Annotated in this window: 17 protein-coding genes; 14 read left to right on the top strand and 3 right to left on the bottom strand. The window is 71.6% G+C overall.

Features of this window, described 5'->3' with window-relative positions:
- Window positions 1-6 precede the first annotated feature (6 nt).
- The 3 genes from parA to KO353_RS15525 all read left to right on the top strand — a co-directional run bounded on the left by parA (window position 7) and on the right by KO353_RS15525 (window position 1,507).
- A complete protein-coding gene (gene parA / locus KO353_RS15535) occupies window positions 7-648 on the top strand; it encodes a ParA family partition ATPase (RefSeq protein ID WP_218285676.1) in 642 nt (213 codons plus the stop codon).
- Window positions 648-1,118: a CopD family protein gene (locus tag KO353_RS15530; RefSeq protein WP_218285675.1), complete on the top strand. Its 471-nt coding sequence runs from the start codon at window positions 648-650 to the stop codon at window positions 1,116-1,118. The genes parA and KO353_RS15530 overlap by 1 nt, the downstream gene beginning before the upstream one ends.
- A 164-nt stretch (window positions 1,119-1,282) precedes the next feature.
- Window positions 1,283-1,507, top strand: a complete 225-nt coding sequence (locus KO353_RS15525; protein WP_218287431.1) for a c-type cytochrome — start codon at window positions 1,283-1,285, stop codon at window positions 1,505-1,507.
- 284 nt (window positions 1,508-1,791) lie between these two features.
- Here the strand turns inward: KO353_RS15525 and KO353_RS15520 are convergent, their stop codons facing one another.
- Window positions 1,792-2,724: a DMT family transporter gene (locus tag KO353_RS15520; RefSeq protein ID WP_235691924.1), complete on the bottom strand. Its 933-nt coding sequence runs from the start codon at window positions 2,722-2,724 to the stop codon at window positions 1,792-1,794.
- An 82-nt stretch (window positions 2,725-2,806) separates the two neighbouring features.
- On the opposite strand from KO353_RS15520, the gene KO353_RS15515 reads away from it, so the two are divergent.
- From KO353_RS15515 to metC, 4 genes are read left to right on the top strand one after another with little or no spacing between them, the layout of a single operon-like run.
- Complete coding sequence (locus tag KO353_RS15515; RefSeq protein WP_218285674.1) at window positions 2,807-3,430, top strand: NUDIX domain-containing protein; 624 nt, start codon at window positions 2,807-2,809, stop codon at window positions 3,428-3,430.
- A 21-nt stretch (window positions 3,431-3,451) separates the two neighbouring features.
- The gene (locus KO353_RS15510; protein ID WP_218285673.1) at window positions 3,452-4,174 is read left to right on the top strand and encodes an alanyl-tRNA editing protein; all 723 of its coding nucleotides are present in this window, start codon (window positions 3,452-3,454) and stop codon (window positions 4,172-4,174) included.
- A gap of 5 nt (window positions 4,175-4,179) precedes the next feature.
- Window positions 4,180-5,049 carry a 3-mercaptopyruvate sulfurtransferase gene (gene sseA, locus KO353_RS15505; protein WP_218285672.1) on the top strand — a complete coding sequence of 290 codons (870 nt, stop codon included), beginning with the start codon at window positions 4,180-4,182 and terminating at the stop codon, window positions 5,047-5,049.
- Entirely contained in the window at window positions 5,042-6,259 is a 1,218-nt protein-coding gene (gene metC / locus KO353_RS15500; protein WP_218285671.1) for a cystathionine beta-lyase, read from the top strand. Before sseA ends, metC begins: the two co-directional genes overlap by 8 nt.
- Window positions 6,260-6,400: 141 nt before the next feature.
- On the opposite strand, the gene KO353_RS15495 is transcribed toward metC, so the two are convergent.
- A complete protein-coding gene (locus KO353_RS15495) occupies window positions 6,401-6,910 on the bottom strand; it encodes a Fur family transcriptional regulator (RefSeq protein ID WP_218285670.1) in 510 nt (169 codons plus the stop codon).
- A 44-nt stretch (window positions 6,911-6,954) separates the two neighbouring features.
- On the opposite strand from KO353_RS15495, the gene hisI reads away from it, so the two are divergent.
- From hisI to lpxB, 6 genes are all read left to right on the top strand, one after another.
- Window positions 6,955-7,377 (top strand): phosphoribosyl-AMP cyclohydrolase, encoded by a 423-nt coding sequence (gene hisI, locus KO353_RS15490; RefSeq protein ID WP_218285669.1) that lies wholly within the window; start codon window positions 6,955-6,957, stop codon window positions 7,375-7,377.
- Window positions 7,374-8,495, top strand: coding sequence for a CobW family GTP-binding protein (locus KO353_RS15485; RefSeq protein WP_218285668.1), 1,122 nt, complete (start codon window positions 7,374-7,376; stop codon window positions 8,493-8,495). The genes hisI and KO353_RS15485 overlap by 4 nt, the downstream gene beginning before the upstream one ends.
- 62 nt (window positions 8,496-8,557) lie before the next feature.
- Entirely contained in the window at window positions 8,558-9,172 is a 615-nt protein-coding gene (locus KO353_RS15480) for a GNAT family N-acetyltransferase (RefSeq protein WP_218285667.1), read from the top strand.
- On the top strand, window positions 9,169-10,041 hold the full coding sequence (locus KO353_RS15475; protein WP_218285666.1) for a nitrilase-related carbon-nitrogen hydrolase: 873 nt from the start codon (window positions 9,169-9,171) through the stop codon (window positions 10,039-10,041). The genes KO353_RS15480 and KO353_RS15475 overlap by 4 nt, the downstream gene beginning before the upstream one ends.
- Entirely contained in the window at window positions 10,038-11,246 is a 1,209-nt protein-coding gene (locus tag KO353_RS15470) for a M20/M25/M40 family metallo-hydrolase (RefSeq protein ID WP_218285665.1), read from the top strand. The genes KO353_RS15475 and KO353_RS15470 overlap by 4 nt, the downstream gene beginning before the upstream one ends.
- Complete coding sequence (gene lpxB / locus KO353_RS15465) at window positions 11,243-12,388, top strand: lipid-A-disaccharide synthase (protein ID WP_218285664.1); 1,146 nt, start codon at window positions 11,243-11,245, stop codon at window positions 12,386-12,388. The genes KO353_RS15470 and lpxB overlap by 4 nt, the downstream gene beginning before the upstream one ends.
- On the opposite strand, the gene KO353_RS15460 is transcribed toward lpxB, so the two are convergent.
- A complete protein-coding gene (locus KO353_RS15460; RefSeq protein WP_218285663.1) occupies window positions 12,353-13,303 on the bottom strand; it encodes a Gfo/Idh/MocA family protein in 951 nt (316 codons plus the stop codon). The genes lpxB and KO353_RS15460 overlap by 36 nt on opposite strands.
- A 165-nt stretch (window positions 13,304-13,468) precedes the next feature.
- Between KO353_RS15460 and KO353_RS15455 the strand changes: the two genes are divergently transcribed.
- The gene (locus KO353_RS15455) at window positions 13,469-15,766 is read left to right on the top strand and encodes a fused MFS/spermidine synthase (protein WP_218285662.1); all 2,298 of its coding nucleotides are present in this window, start codon (window positions 13,469-13,471) and stop codon (window positions 15,764-15,766) included.
- The last annotated feature ends 85 nt before the right edge of the window (window positions 15,767-15,851 follow it).

Raw genomic sequence — 15,851 nt, 5'->3', positions numbered from 1 at the left:
CGCCGGATGGCGGCGATCGTGCTCACGGTGGCGCAGCAGAAGGGCGGAGCGGGCAAGACCACGCTCGCGGCCCAGCTTGCAGCCGCGCTTGCGGCCGACCGGCGCGTCGCCCTGCTCGACATCGACCCGCAGAGGTCGCTCGCGCGCTGGCATGCGCGCCGCAATACTGAGGCACGGGCGGCCGCAGCCGGCGTCACCTTCGCCGACACCTCCGGCTGGAAGCTCGCCGCCGAGATCGAGCGGCTCAGGCGCGACCACGAGGTGGTTCTGATCGACAGCCCGCCGCATGCCGAGACCGAGGCGCGGCTCGCCTTGCGCGCGGCCGACCTCGTGCTCGTGCCGATGCAGCCCTCGCCGCTCGACCTCTGGGCGACCGGCCCGACGCTCGACCTCGCCAGGGCAGAGCGGCGCGAGGCCAAGGTCGTTCTCAATCGCGCGCCCGCGCGTGGCCGGCTGCTCGAGGCGACCAAGGCCGAGCTCGCCCGCGCCGGGGTGGAGGCGCTTCCCGCCTCGCTCGGCAACCGCTCGGCCTACGCGATGGCGATGGCGGCCGGACTTGGTGTGACCGAGAGCGCGCCGCGGAGCCTCGCGGCAGAGGAGGTGCGCGGGCTCGTCTCGGCTCTCGCCCCTTGGCTCGGGAGGGAATGATGAGCGCGACCGTGCCGACCTTGCTGTTCGTGCTTCACCTCGTCGGCGCGATCCTCTGGGTCGGCGGCATGGCGTTCGCGATCCTCGTCCTCCGCCCAGCGCTCGCTGTGCTCGCACCGCCACAGCGCTTAGCACTTCATGCCGAGGTGTTCCGCCGCTTCTTCCTGATCGTCTGGCATGCGATGCCGATCGTGGTCGCGAGCGGCTGGGCGTTGCTGTTCGGCTGGTATGGCGGCTTCCGTGACGCCGGCGTGCATGTCCATGTGATGAACCTCACCGGCATGATCATGGCGGGGGTGTTCCTCGCCATCTGGTTCGGGCCCTATGCCCGCTTCCGCGCCGCGATGGGGCGTGGCGAGGCGGAAGCGGCGACGGCTGCGGCCAATCGCGTGCGGCTCCTGATCACCGCCAATCTCGTGCTGGGGCTCGTGACGAGCATCGTCGCCGGCTTCGGGCGATGGGGGCTCTGAAGTCGGTTTGATCGCCGTCAAGGCACGCGCGCGCGGCGTCAGCGACGCTCCGGGGCGCTTGCGAAGGAGTGTGCGATGCGCGTGTTGACCCTAGTGGCTGCCCTCTCCCTTTCCCTCGCCGCTAACGCCCAGGTTGCGACCGGCGACCTGGCGTCCGGGGGGCGATCGCCGAGCGCTGGTGCACCTCCTGCCACGCCGTCGGGCCGGGAGCGGGGCGTGCCACCGACGGAGCGCCGACGCTGCAATCGGTTGCGGACCGTGCCTCGACGACGGTGACGTCGCTCACCGTGTTCCTCCGCACGCCGCATGACCGCATGCCCGACCTAAGCCTCACGCGCGAGGAGACCGAGGACCTGATCGCCTATATCCTGAGCCTGAGGCGGCGCTGAGGCTTCGGGGCGACGCCTCGGCGCGTGTCGGACACGCACTCATCACGCTGTGTTCATGTTTCCGAAATCTTGAGGTGCGACGCTGCCGAGGCGCGGCGAGAGGCTACTGCCGCGGGTCGGATCCCCGGTTCGCCCCTTCGCCTGGGCAGAACCGGGGGGTCCGATGACCCGTCCCGCCTCGCATCGGCTCGAGCCGGGCGGTCGGGAGTCCACCCCAAAGCGCCCGCCGTAGACGCCGCTCGCTCTCGGGTCGCTCGTGCTCCGTCCTCGGCTTCCCAGGCGCCTCAGCGCCCGGCCCCGCCCGCCTCGCGACGGCGTATCACCTCCCGATGCAGGATGTAGAGGCCGGAGGCGACGAGCACGAGCACGCCCGCCGCCATCGTGGGCGATGGCGTCTCCCCGAACAGCGTGATGCCGATCAACGTCGTCCAGAGGATGCTCGTGTATTCGAACGGCGCGACGATCGTCGGCTCGCCACGGCGATAGGCATCCGTCATCAGAAGCTGCGCCACCGTGCTCGCGAGCCCCACGCCGATGAGAGCCGCCGTCTCGGCGAGCGTCGGCGTGACCCAGACCGGGATCGTGAGCACCCCGGCAAGCACCGTGCCGCCGATCGAGAACCAGGCGACGATCGCCACATTGCTTTCCCCGAGCTCCCCCATCCTGCGGATCGCGATCATCGCCATTGCCCAGCACACCGCGCCGAACACGACGACGAGCGCTGGAAGAAGCGGGATGGCGTTCGAGAACGGGCGAAGGATCAGAAGCACGCCGAGGAAGCCGACCACGATCGCGCTCGCACGCCTGATTCCGACCTTCTCGCCCAGGATCGGGATCGAGAGCATGGTGAGGAACATCGGCATGGTGAAGCCGAGCGCCGTGACCTCAGCGAGCGGCAGGGTTGCGTAGCCGTAGAAGGCGGTGATCATGCCGCCGAAGCCCGAGAACGTGCGCACCGCGTGCCAGAACGGCTCGCGCGTCCGAAGCGCGCGCAGGCCCCCCTCGCGGGCGAGCAGGGGGGTGAGGGCCGCAAGCGAGATGGCGCAGCGCGCGAGCACGATCTCCGCTGTGGGAAGGGTGGATGAGACGAGCTTCACGAGCATCGCCGCGCACGCGAACATGGCGGTCGCGCCAATGATGGAGGCGATGGCGCGGGCGCGGCGCCGGGCGGTCGAGTCTCGGGCCTCCGTCTGCCGCGTGGGCGTGGGATCGGTCACCGGGTGGGGCGTTCTCCTCCCCGGATGCTATCCCCGCGCCCCCTGGCCCTGCCAGGGCCGAGCGGCTACGGTGCGCGCCCGCATGGCAGAGCTCTCCCTCCCCTCCGATCCGCGCGTCACGATCCACGAGGTCGAAACCCTCTGGCATGGGCGCAATGCGCTTCAGCGCGTGTCCTTCTCCTTCCGCGGCTTCCGCGGCGAGCTGCGCGGCCCGGCGCGCTGGGAGCTGTTGCGCCGCGGCCGCGCCGTCGCAGTCGTGCCCTATGACCCGGTTCGCGACACCGTGGTGCTCATCGAACAGTTCCGCCTGCCCGCGCTCGCCGCCGGGCTCGAGCCGTGGCTCGTCGAGGTCGCGGCCGGCCTCGCCGACGGGGATGAGCCGGACGAAGCGGTGGCGGTTCGCGAGACGCTCGAGGAGACGGGGCTTTCCGTCACCGCTCTCGAGCGGGCGGGCCGATTCCTGTTGAGCCCGGGTGTGGCCGACGAGACGATCACCGTGTTCGCGGGCAGGGTGGACGCCCCTCCCGGCGAGGCGGGCCATGCCGGGCTTGCCCACGAGCACGAGGACATAAGGGTCTTCGCCGTGCCGGCCGAGTCGGCCTTCGCGATGATCGCGGAGGGGCGGATCGTCAACATTTCCACCGCGCTCGCTCTCTTTTGGCTTCAGGCCAATCGCGAGCGGCTGAGACGCGCCTGGGCCGCGTGACATGCGGCAAGGGGAAGGCCGGTGAAGACGGAGCCGCTGTTTCGCGACGACGCCACGCTGCGGAGCTGCACCGCCAGCGTGCTGTCGGCCGGGCCGGAGGGGATCGTTCTCGACCGCACCGTGTTCTACGCCCAAGGCGGCGGGCAGCCCGGGGACACGGGCCGGCTCCTGATGCCCGACGGGTCGGCGGTCGCGGTGATCGATACGGTGAAGGGAGAGGGCGGAACGATCCTCCACCGTGTCGCCCCCGGAACACCCCTGCCGGAGATCGGTGCAGAGGTCAGGGCGGAGATCGACTGGGAGCGACGCTACCGGCTGATGCGCATGCACACGGCGCTGCATCTCCTCTGCAGCCTTCTCCCCGGGACGGCGGTGACCGGCGGGTCGATCGGCGACGGCAAGGGCAGGCTTGATTTCGACCTCCCCGAGCCGCCGGATAAGGAGCGGCTCAACGCGGCGCTCGCCTCTCTCGTCGCCGAGGATCACCCGGTCGGCACGCTTTGGATCACCGAGGAGGAGCTCGACGCGAACCCTGGGCTAGTGCGCACGCTCTCGGTCAAGCCGCCGCGCGGCACCGGGCGGGTGCGGCTCGTGCGGATCGGGCCCGAGGCAACCCCGATCGACCTCCAGCCCTGCGGCGGCACCCATGTCGGCTCGACCCGGGAGGTGGGGCGCGTCACGGTGGTGAAGATCGAGAACAAGGGGCGTCAGAACCGACGAATCGCGCTCGCTCTGGAGGGCTGAGGGACATGGCTGAGGGCTACGCGAATCCTGACGCGCTCGTCACCACCGCCTGGCTCGCCGAGCGCTTGGGCGAGCCGGGGCTCGTGGTGGTCGACATCACCAAATACCTGCCGAACGAGCCGAAGGACGGCAAGGCCGAGTACCGCGCCCGGCGGATCCCGGGCGCGCGCTACCTCGACATCGACGAGGTGGCTGACCGCTCGACCGACCTTCCCCACATGCTGCCCGACCCCACGACCTTCGCCGCAGCGATGGAAGCCTTGGGCATCTCGAACGCGCACCAGGTCGTGTTCTACGACCAGAAGGGCATGGCCTCGGCGGCGCGCGGCTGGTGGATGATGCGCGTTTTCGGGCACGACGCGGCCGCGGTGCTCGATGGCGGCCTGCCGAAATGGATCGCCGAAGGGCGGCCGACGGAGAGCGGGGAACCCGCCTCACCGCCGCCTGCCGTGTTCGCCCCCGCCTTCCGCCCCTGGCTCGTGGCCGACTGGCGCGCGGTGCTCGGCGCCGTTACCACGCACACAGCCCGGCTCGTCGACGCGCGGCCGGCGGGACGTTTCCACGGCACCGCGCCGGAGCCTCGGCCCGGCCTCCGCTCGGGCCACATCCCGGGGGCGAGCAACCTGCCCCATCTCGCACTTCTGAACGATGACGCGACGTTCCGCCCAGCCGAGGAGCTGCGCGCCCTTCTCGCCGCTGCCGGGGCGGATGGCACGCACCCCGTGATCGCCTCCTGCGGCTCCGGCGTCACCGCCTGCGCAATCGCCTTCGCCGCCCATCTGGTCGGGCTTCCCGATGTCGCCGTCTATGACGGGTCATGGACCGAGTGGGGCGGGCGCACCGACACGCCTGTGGAGACACGATCCGATGCCTGACGACAGCGCACGCAAGGGACACGGCACGCCGCACGGCTTCTTCACCCGCATGAGCCATGCGGGCCGCGCCGGCACGCGCGTGCACGGCTTCGTCAACCCGCCCGTCGTGCGCGGCTCGACCGTCCTCTACCCCACCTGCGCCGATCGCCGCGCGGCGGCCGCGAAGCGGTTCGACCAGGCGCTGACCTATGGCACCCAGGGCGGCCCGAACCACCACGCGCTCGAGGACGTCATCTGCGAGATCGAGGGCGGGCGGCGGTGCCAGATCGTCTCGACCGGGCTTGCCGCCGTCACGGTGCCGCTCCTCGCCTTCCTCAAGGCGGGCGATCACCTCCTGATGCCCGACAGCGTCTACGGCCCTGCGCGAAGCTTCGCTGACGGGATGCTCGCCCGTCTCGGCATCGAGACGACCTACTACGACCCCTGCATCGATGAGGCCGGGATCGCGGCCTTGATCCGCCCCAACACGCGGGTGGTCTACACCGAAAGCCCGGGCAGCCACACCTTCGAGGTTCAGGACATCCCCGCGATCGCTCGCGCCGCCCATGCGCGCGGGGCAAAGGTGCTGATGGACAACACCTGGGGCATCCACCACTTCCAGCCGTTCCGCCACGGCGTCGATGTCTCGATCCAGGCGCTCACCAAGTACGTTGTGGGGCACTCCGACGTGCTGCTCGGCGCGATCACGGTCAACACCGAGGAGGATTGGCGGACGCTTCGCTCCGCCGCGCTGCAGCTCGGGCAGTACGCCTCGCCGGATGATTGCTGGCTCGCGCTGCGCGGCGTGCGCACCATGCCGGTTCGGCTTGCGCGGCAGGCGGCGACCGCGCTCGAGGTCGCGTCCTGGCTCGCGTCCCGGCCGGAAGTGCTTAAGGTCCTCTACCCTGCCCTCCCGGGAGCGCCCGGGCATGAGCTCTGGAAGCGCGACTTCACGGGAGCGTGCTCTTTGTTCGGCGTGGTGTTCCGCCCCGAGTTCAGCGTCGAGGACACTTGGGCCTTCGTCGACAGCCTGACCCTGTTCGGGATCGGCGCCTCCTGGGGCGGCTATGAGAGCCTCGCCCTCCCCACCACGGGGTTCATCACCCGCACCGCGACCTCGGGCGACCTCGGCGGGCCAGCGGTGCGGCTGCACATCGGGCTCGAGGACACGGCCGACCTGATCGCTGACCTCGAGGCGGGGTTGTCCGTCCTGCGCCACCACAGAGGGTGAGGCGAGGAAGGCTGGCGGGCGGCCCCCGTCGGCTGCCGCCCCTTCGCCGCTCGTCGGCGCGGCATCGTCCACAGCCTTCGGCGCGGCCGGCCGCTCGCGCAACGGCCTCGACACGCGGCGTGCGCCGTGGCGGGCGCGCTCTCAGCCTGCGCGGCAGGAGGAGCAGGTGCCCTCGATCTCGACCGTCGCATGCTCGGGCGCAAATCCCGCGCAGCGCGCAGCGGCAGCGAGCGCGCGGCCGACCGCCTCGTCCTCGATCTCCTCGACGCGGCCGCAGCGGCGGCAGATCAGGAACTGCGCCGCATGGGCATGCCCGTGCTCCTCGTGCCCCTGCGCTGCGCTGGCCTCCGTGCAGCCGACACGGCAGCCGATGAAGGCGTTGAGCCGCTCGATCCGGTGCACCAGGCGATGCTTGAGAAGGAACTCGAGAGCGCGATAGACGGTGGGCGGGGCGGCCCCGGCATGGCTCGGCTTCAGCTTGTCGAGCAGTGCATAGGCGCCGATCGGAACGGGGCTTTGGAGGATCAGCGCGAGCACTTGGCGTCGAAGGTTGGTCAGCCGCGCCCCGCGGGCGGCGCAGTGCCGCTCCGCCCGCGCGAGCGCCGCCTCAATCCCGGTCTCGGAGCCTTCCGTCATTGTTCCGCTGGTCATCGTGTCATATTATAATCATTTCCTAAGGCTGCGAAGGAGCCTGCGTGACCAGCTACACCCCACCGCACGAGCGAGCGCGCGAGGCCTTCCTCGACGCCGTCCGGTTCGACCGCGCCGGACTCGTGCCCATCATCGCCCAGGACGCCGCAACCGGCGAGGTGCTGATGCTCGCCTGGATGAACCGAGCGGCGGTGGAGGAGACTCTCGCCACCGGGCGCGTCTGCTACTTCTCGCGAAGCCGCGGCACGCTGTGGCGCAAGGGCGAGACCTCGGGGCAGGTGCAGCGCCTGGTCGAGCTCAGGCTCGATTGCGATCGGGATTCGCTGCTCGCCCTCGTCGAGCAGACCGGTGTCGCCTGCCACACCGGCCGGCGGTCGTGCTTCTTCACCGCCATCCGCGACGGAGCGGTGACCGAGATTGCCGCCCCCCTCGCCGACCCGGAAGCGCTCTACGGGGGCGCGCGATGACGCTTCCGATCCCGGTCACCGTGCTCACGGGCTTCCTCGGCAGCGGCAAGACCACGCTGCTCAACGCCCTGGTCCGACGCCCCGAGCTCGCCCGCACAGCGGTGCTGATCAACGAGTTCGGCGAGGTGGGGCTGGACCATCTCCTGGTCGAGCGGGTCGATGGCGACCTCGTGCTTCTCTCCTCGGGCTGCCTCTGCTGCACCGTGCGCGGCGATCTCGTCGAGGCGCTCGGGCGCCTTGCGGAGCGGGCCGAGGCGGGCGAGATCGCGTTCGATCGCGTCGTGATCGAGACGACCGGCCTCGCTGACCCGGCCCCGATCCTGCACACGCTGATGGCCGAGCCCGGGATCGCGTCCCGCTACCGGCTCGACGGGATCGTCACGACGGTGGACGCGGTTGTCGGCGAGGCGACGCTCGATTCCCAAGCCGAAAGCGTGAAGCAGGCGGCCGTGGCCGACCGCATCGTCATCACCAAGGCCGATCTTGCAGGCCCCGAGCGGGTCGCGCGGCTTGAGCGCCGGCTCGCCGCGCTCAATCCCGGCGCGCGCCAGATCACGGCAACGATGGGTGCGGTCGAGCCCCGCGACCTCCTCAACGCCGGCCTGTTCGACCCCTCCCGCAAGATCCCCGACGTCGCCGCCTGGCTGAACGCCGAGGCCTATGGCGGAGACCACCACCATCATCACGACCACGACCACGGCCACGGCCACGAGCATCATCACGATGGCCACGGCGCGCGCGATACCCCGCGCGACGTCAACCGCCACGACTCGCGCATCAGCGCCTTCTGCCTGACCTTCGAGACGCCGCTCGAGTGGTCGGCGCTCGCCACCTGGCTCGAGATGCTGATCGTGACGCGCGGGGAGAGCCTTCTCCGCGTCAAGGGCATCCTCGACCTCGTCGGGCAGGAGCGTCCGGTCGCGATCCACGGCGTGCAGCACCTGTTCCACCCCCCTGCCCGTCTGCCCGCGTGGCCGAAGCGCCCGGACGGGACGGATGACCGGCGCTCGCGGCTCGTCTTCATCGTGCGCGACCTCCCGAGGTCGGTGATCGAGGAGGGGATCGCGGCGTTCCAGAAGGCGGCGTCGAACGAGGCGGCGTTCGCCGCCGGTGGGTGACGGCGCGCGGGCGCGCGAAGCGCTTCGTTGCCGTTCCCCACCGCACCTCGTAAGCATGCGGCATGGACGGCACCACGCTCCGAATCGACACCCTCACCGGGCCCGCTCTTCTGCCGCATCTGAAGGAGCTCGCGCGGCTGAGGATCGCCGTGTTCCGCGAGTATCCCTATCTCTACGACGGCGATGCCGCCTACGAGGCGAGCTACCTCGCCCGCTACACGCGCGATGGCGGGGCCATCGTTCTGGTGCGCGACGGCGAGGCGGTGGTGGGTGCTGCGACCTGCCTGCCGCTCGCGGTCGAGACGGATGCGATCCGTTCCCCGTTCGAGGACCATGGGCTCGATCCGTCCCGATTCTTCTATTTTGGCGAGAGCGTGCTGCTTCCGGCCTATCGCGGGCGCGGCCTCGGCCATGCCTTCTTCGACGCGCGCGAGGCCCATGCCGCGAGCTTCCCCGGCATTGCCTACACCTGTTTCTGCGCGGTGCGGCGGCCGGATGACGACCCGCTTCGGCCTGCGGACTACCGGCCGCTTGATGGGTTCTGGCGCCGGCGCGGCTACGTGCCCTACCCGAACCTCGTCTGCCACCTCGCGTGGCGCGAGATCGGCGGCACGGAGGAGAGCCTGCACGAGCTCTCCTTCTGGATCCGCCCGCTCGGCGACGCGCCGCTGCCGTGACCCGTCCGCTACGCCTCGCCACCCTCGCCTGGCCCGTTCGCGCCGAGCCGGTCGCCCACTGGCTCGAGCGGTGGTGTGAGGAGGCGCGCGCGGCCGGGGCGGAGCTTCTCGTACTTCCCGAATACGCTCTCTGCGCCGAGGCCTTCCCCGGCGGCGGCGGCGCGGCCGCCGAGCGCGACCGCGCGGCAGACGCAGCATCTCGGCTCGTGGCGTCGCTCGAGCGTGCCGCCGCCCGACACCGGCTTTGGATCGCCGGCGGAACGGTGTTGCTGCGAACCGAGCTGGGCATCGTCAACGCCTGCCCCCTCGTCGCGCCTGAGGGCCTCGCGGGTTGGCAGGACAAGAACCGGCCCACACGGTTCGAGCGCGAAGCCTGGGGGCTCGCCCCGGGCGCGCCGCCCCGTGTGTTCGAGACCCCGTGGGGAAGGCTCGGGATCGCCGTCTGTTACGACGTGGAATTCCCTCCGCTCGTGCGCGCCCAGGCGCGGGCCGGTGCGTGGCTCATCCTCGCCCCTGCCGCGACCGACACGGCGGCAGGCGCGACGCGCGTCACCGTCTCGGCGCGGGCGAGGGCGATCGAGAACCAGTGCCTGGTCGCGGTCGCGCCCACCGTCGGCACAGCACCGTGGTGCGAGAGCCTCGATTCGAACCATGGGCGGGCCGGGATCTACGGCCCCGCTGACCGCTTCTTCCCCGATGACGGGATCATCGCCGAGGGGGGCGAGAACGCGCCCGGCCTCGTCGTCGCCACGCTCGACCCCGCGTCGGTCGATGCGGTGCGGCGCGACGGCGCGGTGCTGAACCATGCCGACTGGCCGGAGGAGGTCCCTCCCTGCCCCGTCGTCGTGCGGCCGACCCGGGCGGCATGACCGATCACGACCTGATCCTCGAGACGGCGAAGGCGCTGATCGCGATCCCCTCCGAGACGCCGCCCTCCGACACCCGTGCCGTCGCCGACGAAGCGGCGCGGATCCTCGCGGCGATCCCGGACGTGGAGGTGACGCGCCATGTGCGTCGCGAGCCCGTGCACAACCTCGTTGCGGTGCTGCGCGGCGGACGGCCGGGCCGGCGGATCGTCCTCTCCGGCCATCTCGACACCTATCCGGCCGGGGACGAGGCGCGCTGGGAGAGCCCTCCCTATGCGCCCGAGGCGCGCGACGGCAGGCTGTTCGGCCGCGGCTCTGCCGACATGAAGGGCGGGATCGCCGCCGCGATCGCCGTCCTCTCCGCGCTTGCTGGGCGTCGCGACTGGCCGGGCGAGGTGGTGCTCGCGCTCGCCGGCGACGAGGAGAGCATGGGGCGCGACGGCACGTTGTTCCTGCTCGAGACCGTTCCCGCCCTGCGGGGCGACGCCTGCATCGTCGTCGATGCCGGCAGCCCTGCCGTGATCCGCTTCGGCGAGAAGGGCATGGTGTGGCTGACGCTGCAGGCGGAGGGGCGCGCCGCGCACGGCGCGCATGTGCATCGGGGCGTCAACGCTGCAGAGTTGGTGGTCGAGGCGGTTCGTCGTCTCCTCGCGCTGCGCGATCTGCCGGTCGCGCTGCCCGCAGAGGTCGCGCGGGCGATCGCGGCCGCCCGGGACGTGAGCGAGCGCTTCGGGGGTCAGGGCGAGGCGGAGACGCTCTCGCGGCTTACCGTCAATCTCGGCCGGGTCGCTGCCGGAACGAGCACCAACCTCGTGCCGGAGCGGGCCGAGGCAGGGCTCGATATCCGTCTGCCGCCGGGGACGACGACCGAGGCGGTCATCGCCGCCGCACGATCAGCGATCGCCGACCTGCCCAGGGTGACGCTCAGCGTCGATGTCGCCTGGGAGCCGACCGTCACACCACCCGACCATCCCCTGTTCGAGGCCCTCGCGTGTGCGGCGGAAGCGGTGCTCGGCCGCCGCCCCGTTCTCAACCTTAGGGTGGGCGGCTCCGATGCGCGGCTGTTCCGCCTGTTCGGCATCCCCACCGCCGTGTTCGGGCCTACCCCGCACGGTATGGGCGGCGCGGACGAACATGTCGAGCTCGCCGAGCTCTTCGCGGTGGCGGATGCGCTCGAGGCCGCGGTACGCGCCCTGCTCGCCGCATGACGCTGATCTACCTCGTCGCGGGAGAGGCCTCCGGCGATGTGCTCGGCGGGCGGCTGATGGCGTCGCTCGCGGCGCGTCGGCCGGGTGTGCGCTTCGCCGGGATCGGCGGGCCGCGGATGGCCGAGCAGGGGCTCGCCTCCCTCTTCCCGATGGAGGAGCTCGCGCTGATGGGGCTTGCCGAGGTTCTGCCCTCCCTGCCGCGGCTGATCAGGCGCCTTGGCGAAGCGGAGGCCGACATCCTCGCCAAACGCCCCGACGTTCTCGTCACGATCGATGCGCCGTCCTTCGCCCTTCGCCTCGCCGGGCGCGTGCGGCGGAAGGGCGTGCGCGTGGTCCACTACGTCGCGCCGCAGGTCTGGGCCTGGCGTCCGGGCCGGGTGCGGAAGATCGCCGCGCGGGTCGACCGTCTCCTTTGCCTTCTGCCCTTCGAGCCCGCGTTCTTCGCGAGCGCGGGGATCGAGGCGCGGTTCGTCGGCCACCCTGTCCTCGAGGGCGCGGTGCCCGGGGACGGGGAGTCGTTCCGGAGACGGCACGGCCTCGCCGAGGGGGCGAGAGTTCTCGCCGTCATGCCCGGAAGCCGACAGGGCGAGCTCGCGCGGCACCTGCCGCTCTTCGGCGCCGCGCTCGAGCGGCTTCGCACCCGCGTCCCCGGCCTCGTTCCCGTCGCTCTCTCCCTTCCCCGCCACAAAGAGCGGATCGCCCGAGCATGGCCGGGCGTCCCGGTGGTCGATGACGACCAGGGCAAGCGCGATGCGCTCGCCGCCGCCGCCGCGGCGCTCGTGAAATCGGGCACCTCCTCGCTCGAGGTCGCGCTCGCCGGCGTGCCGCAGGTGGTGGCCTGGCGCGGCAACAGGCTGACGGTTGCGATCGTGCGTCGGCTCGTCAGGGTGCGTCACGCCTCGCTCGTCAACCTGCTCGCCACCGAGCCGGCGGTGCCGGAACTCTTGCAGGAGAACGCCACGCCGGAGGCACTCGCCGCGGCGGTCACCACGCTTCTGACCGATCACGCCGCAGCGGCGGCGCAGCGCCGGGCCTGTGCGGAGGTGCGCGCCGCCCTCGCCGCCCCGGGTGGCCGCGCGCCCTCGGAGGCGGCGGCAGAGGCGATCCTAGAGCGTCTCGAGCAGCCCGGCGGCGCGTGCTGAGGCCTGCGCCTCGGCGATCCGCGCCTCGATCTCGAGCGCGATGGCAAGCGCCGCCCGGCCCGCCCTGCCGTCGACACGCGGCGGCGCCTCGCCACGCACCGCCGCGAGGAACCCCTCGAGCTGCGCGGCGAGGCTGTCGGCCTCCGTCCAGCTCTCCTCAGAGACCGACCCGTCCGCGACCTGGAAACGCCTCAGCGTGCGGGCGACAAGGTCTGCCTCGAGCGTGCCGTCCACCCCCGCGACGCGGAGCGTGCGCGTCGTGCCGGGAGCGATCCGGCTCGCGCTGAGGGAGGCGGCCCGGCCGTCGGCGAAGGCAAGGCGCGCCAGCGCGACATCGATCCGATCCGACATCACGGTCGCGCCGGTCGCCTCCACCGAGACGGGGGCGGCCTGAGCGAGCATAAGCACGAGGTCGATGTCGTGGATCATCAGGTCGAGTACGACCGACACATCGAGCCCCCTCGGCCGGAACGGCGAGACCCGGACGCATTCCATCACGAGGGGGCGCGAGACGTGGCGCGCGAGCGCCCCGCGCGCCGCCGAGAACCGCTCGAGATGCCCGACCTGGAGCACGCGCCCCGCCCTCGCCGCGCGCGCGATCAGGTCATCGGCCTCGGCAAGAGTCGCCGTCATCGGCTTCTCGACGAGCACATGCCGGCCCGCGTCGAACGCCGCGGCGGCAATCTCATGGTGCGACGGGGTGGAGGTGGCGACGATCACCGCCTCCGACGCCTCGATCGCGTCAGAGGCCGAGGCAAGGGCGGGGGCGCCGAGCTCGGCGGCAACGGCAGCCGCACGCTCCGGATGCCGGTCATGGATGCCGACGAGAACGGCCCCTGCCGCGGCCGCCACCTTCTGCGCGTGGAACCGGCCGAAATGGCCCGCCCCGATCACCGCGACCCTCACCCGTGCCATCGCTCTCCCCTGCCGGCGCTTCGGACGAAGGCCCGAAGCGCGCCTTCATTCCGACACCTTGGCGGGCGATCCAAGGGCCAATCACGCGGCTGCCGCGGAAAAGGGGAGTTGACAGGACCTGGGCGCTCCGCGAAGCGCGCTTTCGGGGGGATGGCAGGGGCATCGATGCACGGTGTTGTCGAGGTTCGGGGCGAGGCCCGGGCGACCGGCCGCACGCCCGTGTTCGGCCTGATCTCGATCGGCTTCTTCGCGTCAGGCTTCGCCGCACTGCTCTACCAAGTGATCTGGCAGCGCATGCTCGGCCTTTTCGCCGGGTCCGATGCCGTGACTGCGGCGCTCGTCGTCGGCGCCTTCCTCGCCGGGCTCGGGCTCGGGTCGCTGCTCGCCGGCGTCATCGCCGACCGGCTGTCGCCACACCGAGCGGCCTGGGCCTTCATCGCCTGCGAGGGCGGCATCGCCGTCTTCGCCCTGCTCTCGAAGCCCTTCCTCTACGGCGTGGTGGTGGAGGAGCTCGGGCCGCTCATGACCGCCGGCTGGCAGATCTTCGCCGTCTGCTTCGCGGGCCTGCTCGCGCCGACGCTTCTGATGGGCCTGTCGCTGCCGCTCCTCGCCCGCGCCGTCGTGGCCCGGCTTGACCAGGCGGCGGGGCGGATCGGCTGGCTCTATGGCGTCAACACCCTCGGTGCGGCCGCGGGCACCCTGGTCGGCGGCTTCTGGCTCGTCGGCACCCTCGGTTTCGAGCGCTCGCTCCACGTGGGCGCGGCGCTGAATGCCGTGGCGGCACTTCTGACCGTCGCGGTGCTCCGCGGCCTGCCGCGTCAGGCACCCGCCGCACCGGGTCGCGCCGCTGCTATCGGCGCGAAGGAACCGGGCAGCCTCGGACTCCCGGCCTGGACCACACTCGTCTTCCTCTCCGGCTTTTTCATCATCGCGCTCGAGATCCTCTGGGTGCGCGTGCTCGGAATCGCCGGCCAGGCGAACGCCTATTCCTTCTCGCTCATCCTCGGCGTGTTCCTGGTGACGGACGGTCTCGGCGTCGTCGCCGGCTCGGCGTGGGTGAAGCGTGTCGCCGACACGCGGGTGGCCTTCTTTCATCTCCAGGCCTGGGCCGCCCTCTATGCGCTTGCCACGCTGCTTGGCTTCCGCGCCCTCTACGGTTTCCCCTGGTTCGAGGCGCTCGTCGGCATGGAGACGTTCCGTCACGGCCCTGCCGAGATCGCGGTGATCGCCGCACTCGCGGTGGCTCTGATCGGGCCTCCCGCCTTCCTGCTGGGGATGAGCTTTCCCGTGGTGCAGAAGGCGGTGCAGCGTGACCTTGCCTCGGTCGGGTTCCGGGTCGGGCTCGTCCAGGTCGGCAACATCGCCGGCAACGCGGCCGGAAGCCTGGTCTGCGGGCTCGTGCTTCTGCACCTCTTCGGAACGGCGGGAACGGCGCGGGCGGTGGGGCTGCTCGCGCTGGCGATGCTCCTCCTGTGGCTCGTCCTCGCCGCCCGTAGCGGCGTGCGCGATACAGCCGGGCGGGCGCTCGCCCTCTGCCTTGCGGCGGCGATTGCCCTCTTCCCGGGCAATGTCGCCTGGTGGAGCCGGATCCACGGCGTCAAGGCCGACCAGACGGCGATCGTGGCGGAGGACCGCTCGGGCGTGGTCGTGCTGCGGCTCAAGGGCGACGCGGGGCCGATGTTCATCACGGGCCACACCCAGAGCCAGGTGCCGTTCTGGCCGCACCACTACTTCCTCGGTGCCATCGGGCCCGCCTTGCACCCGAACCCGGAGGATGTGCTCGTGATCGGGTCCGGCTCAGGCGGCACGCCCTTCGCCGCCGGCTGGAACCCGGCAACCCGACACATCCGCGCCGTCGAGCTGATCGCGCCCGTCTATGAGGTGATCCGCGACTACGCCGCGACACGGCCAGCGAGCGCGCTCGCGGCGCTCGTGACCGACCCGCGCTTCACCCTCGCGGTGGGTGACGGGCGGCGCGAGATCTTCGCCTCCGGCGCCCGCTACGACGTGATCGAGGCAGATGCCATCCTGCCGCAGACCTCGCACTCAGGCATGCTCTACTCGGTGGAGTTCCTCTCGCTTGTGCGCGAGAGCCTCAAGCCGGGGGGCCTCTTCGTCCAGTGGGCGCCGACCGAGCGGGTGGCGCGCAGCTTCCTGAAGGCCTTCCCGCACGTGCTGATGCTTCTCCCCATCTCGATCGTGATCGGCTCGGATCGGCCGATCCCGTTCGACCGCGAGGGGCTGCTCGCGCGTCTCCAGGAGCCCGCCTTTGTCGAATGGGCGCGGCGCGCGGGGGGAGTCGACCCGGCCGAATTCCCGGCCCTGTTCGCCGAGGAGGTGCGGGTGTGGGGCCCTGAGACGCCGCGCGGCGACCTGGACGAGATCAACACCGACCTCTTCCCCCGCGACGAGTTCTACCTCAACAACACGCTTCGCGGGGCCCGGGTCGTCGCCCCGCGCTGAGCCGGCCCGCGCTCTGTTGACCCCGCGCGCGGTTGCCAAGCCCGGCGGCTCCCGACATTCTCCGCCGCCGTTCGAGGCCCCGGGA

This window comes from Elioraea tepida (assembly GCF_019203965.1).
GTDB lineage: Bacteria > Pseudomonadota > Alphaproteobacteria > Acetobacterales > Acetobacteraceae > Elioraea_A > Elioraea_A tepida.
Note: the sequence above shows the minus strand (reverse complement) of the source record. Positions and strands in the feature narration are given on the sequence as shown.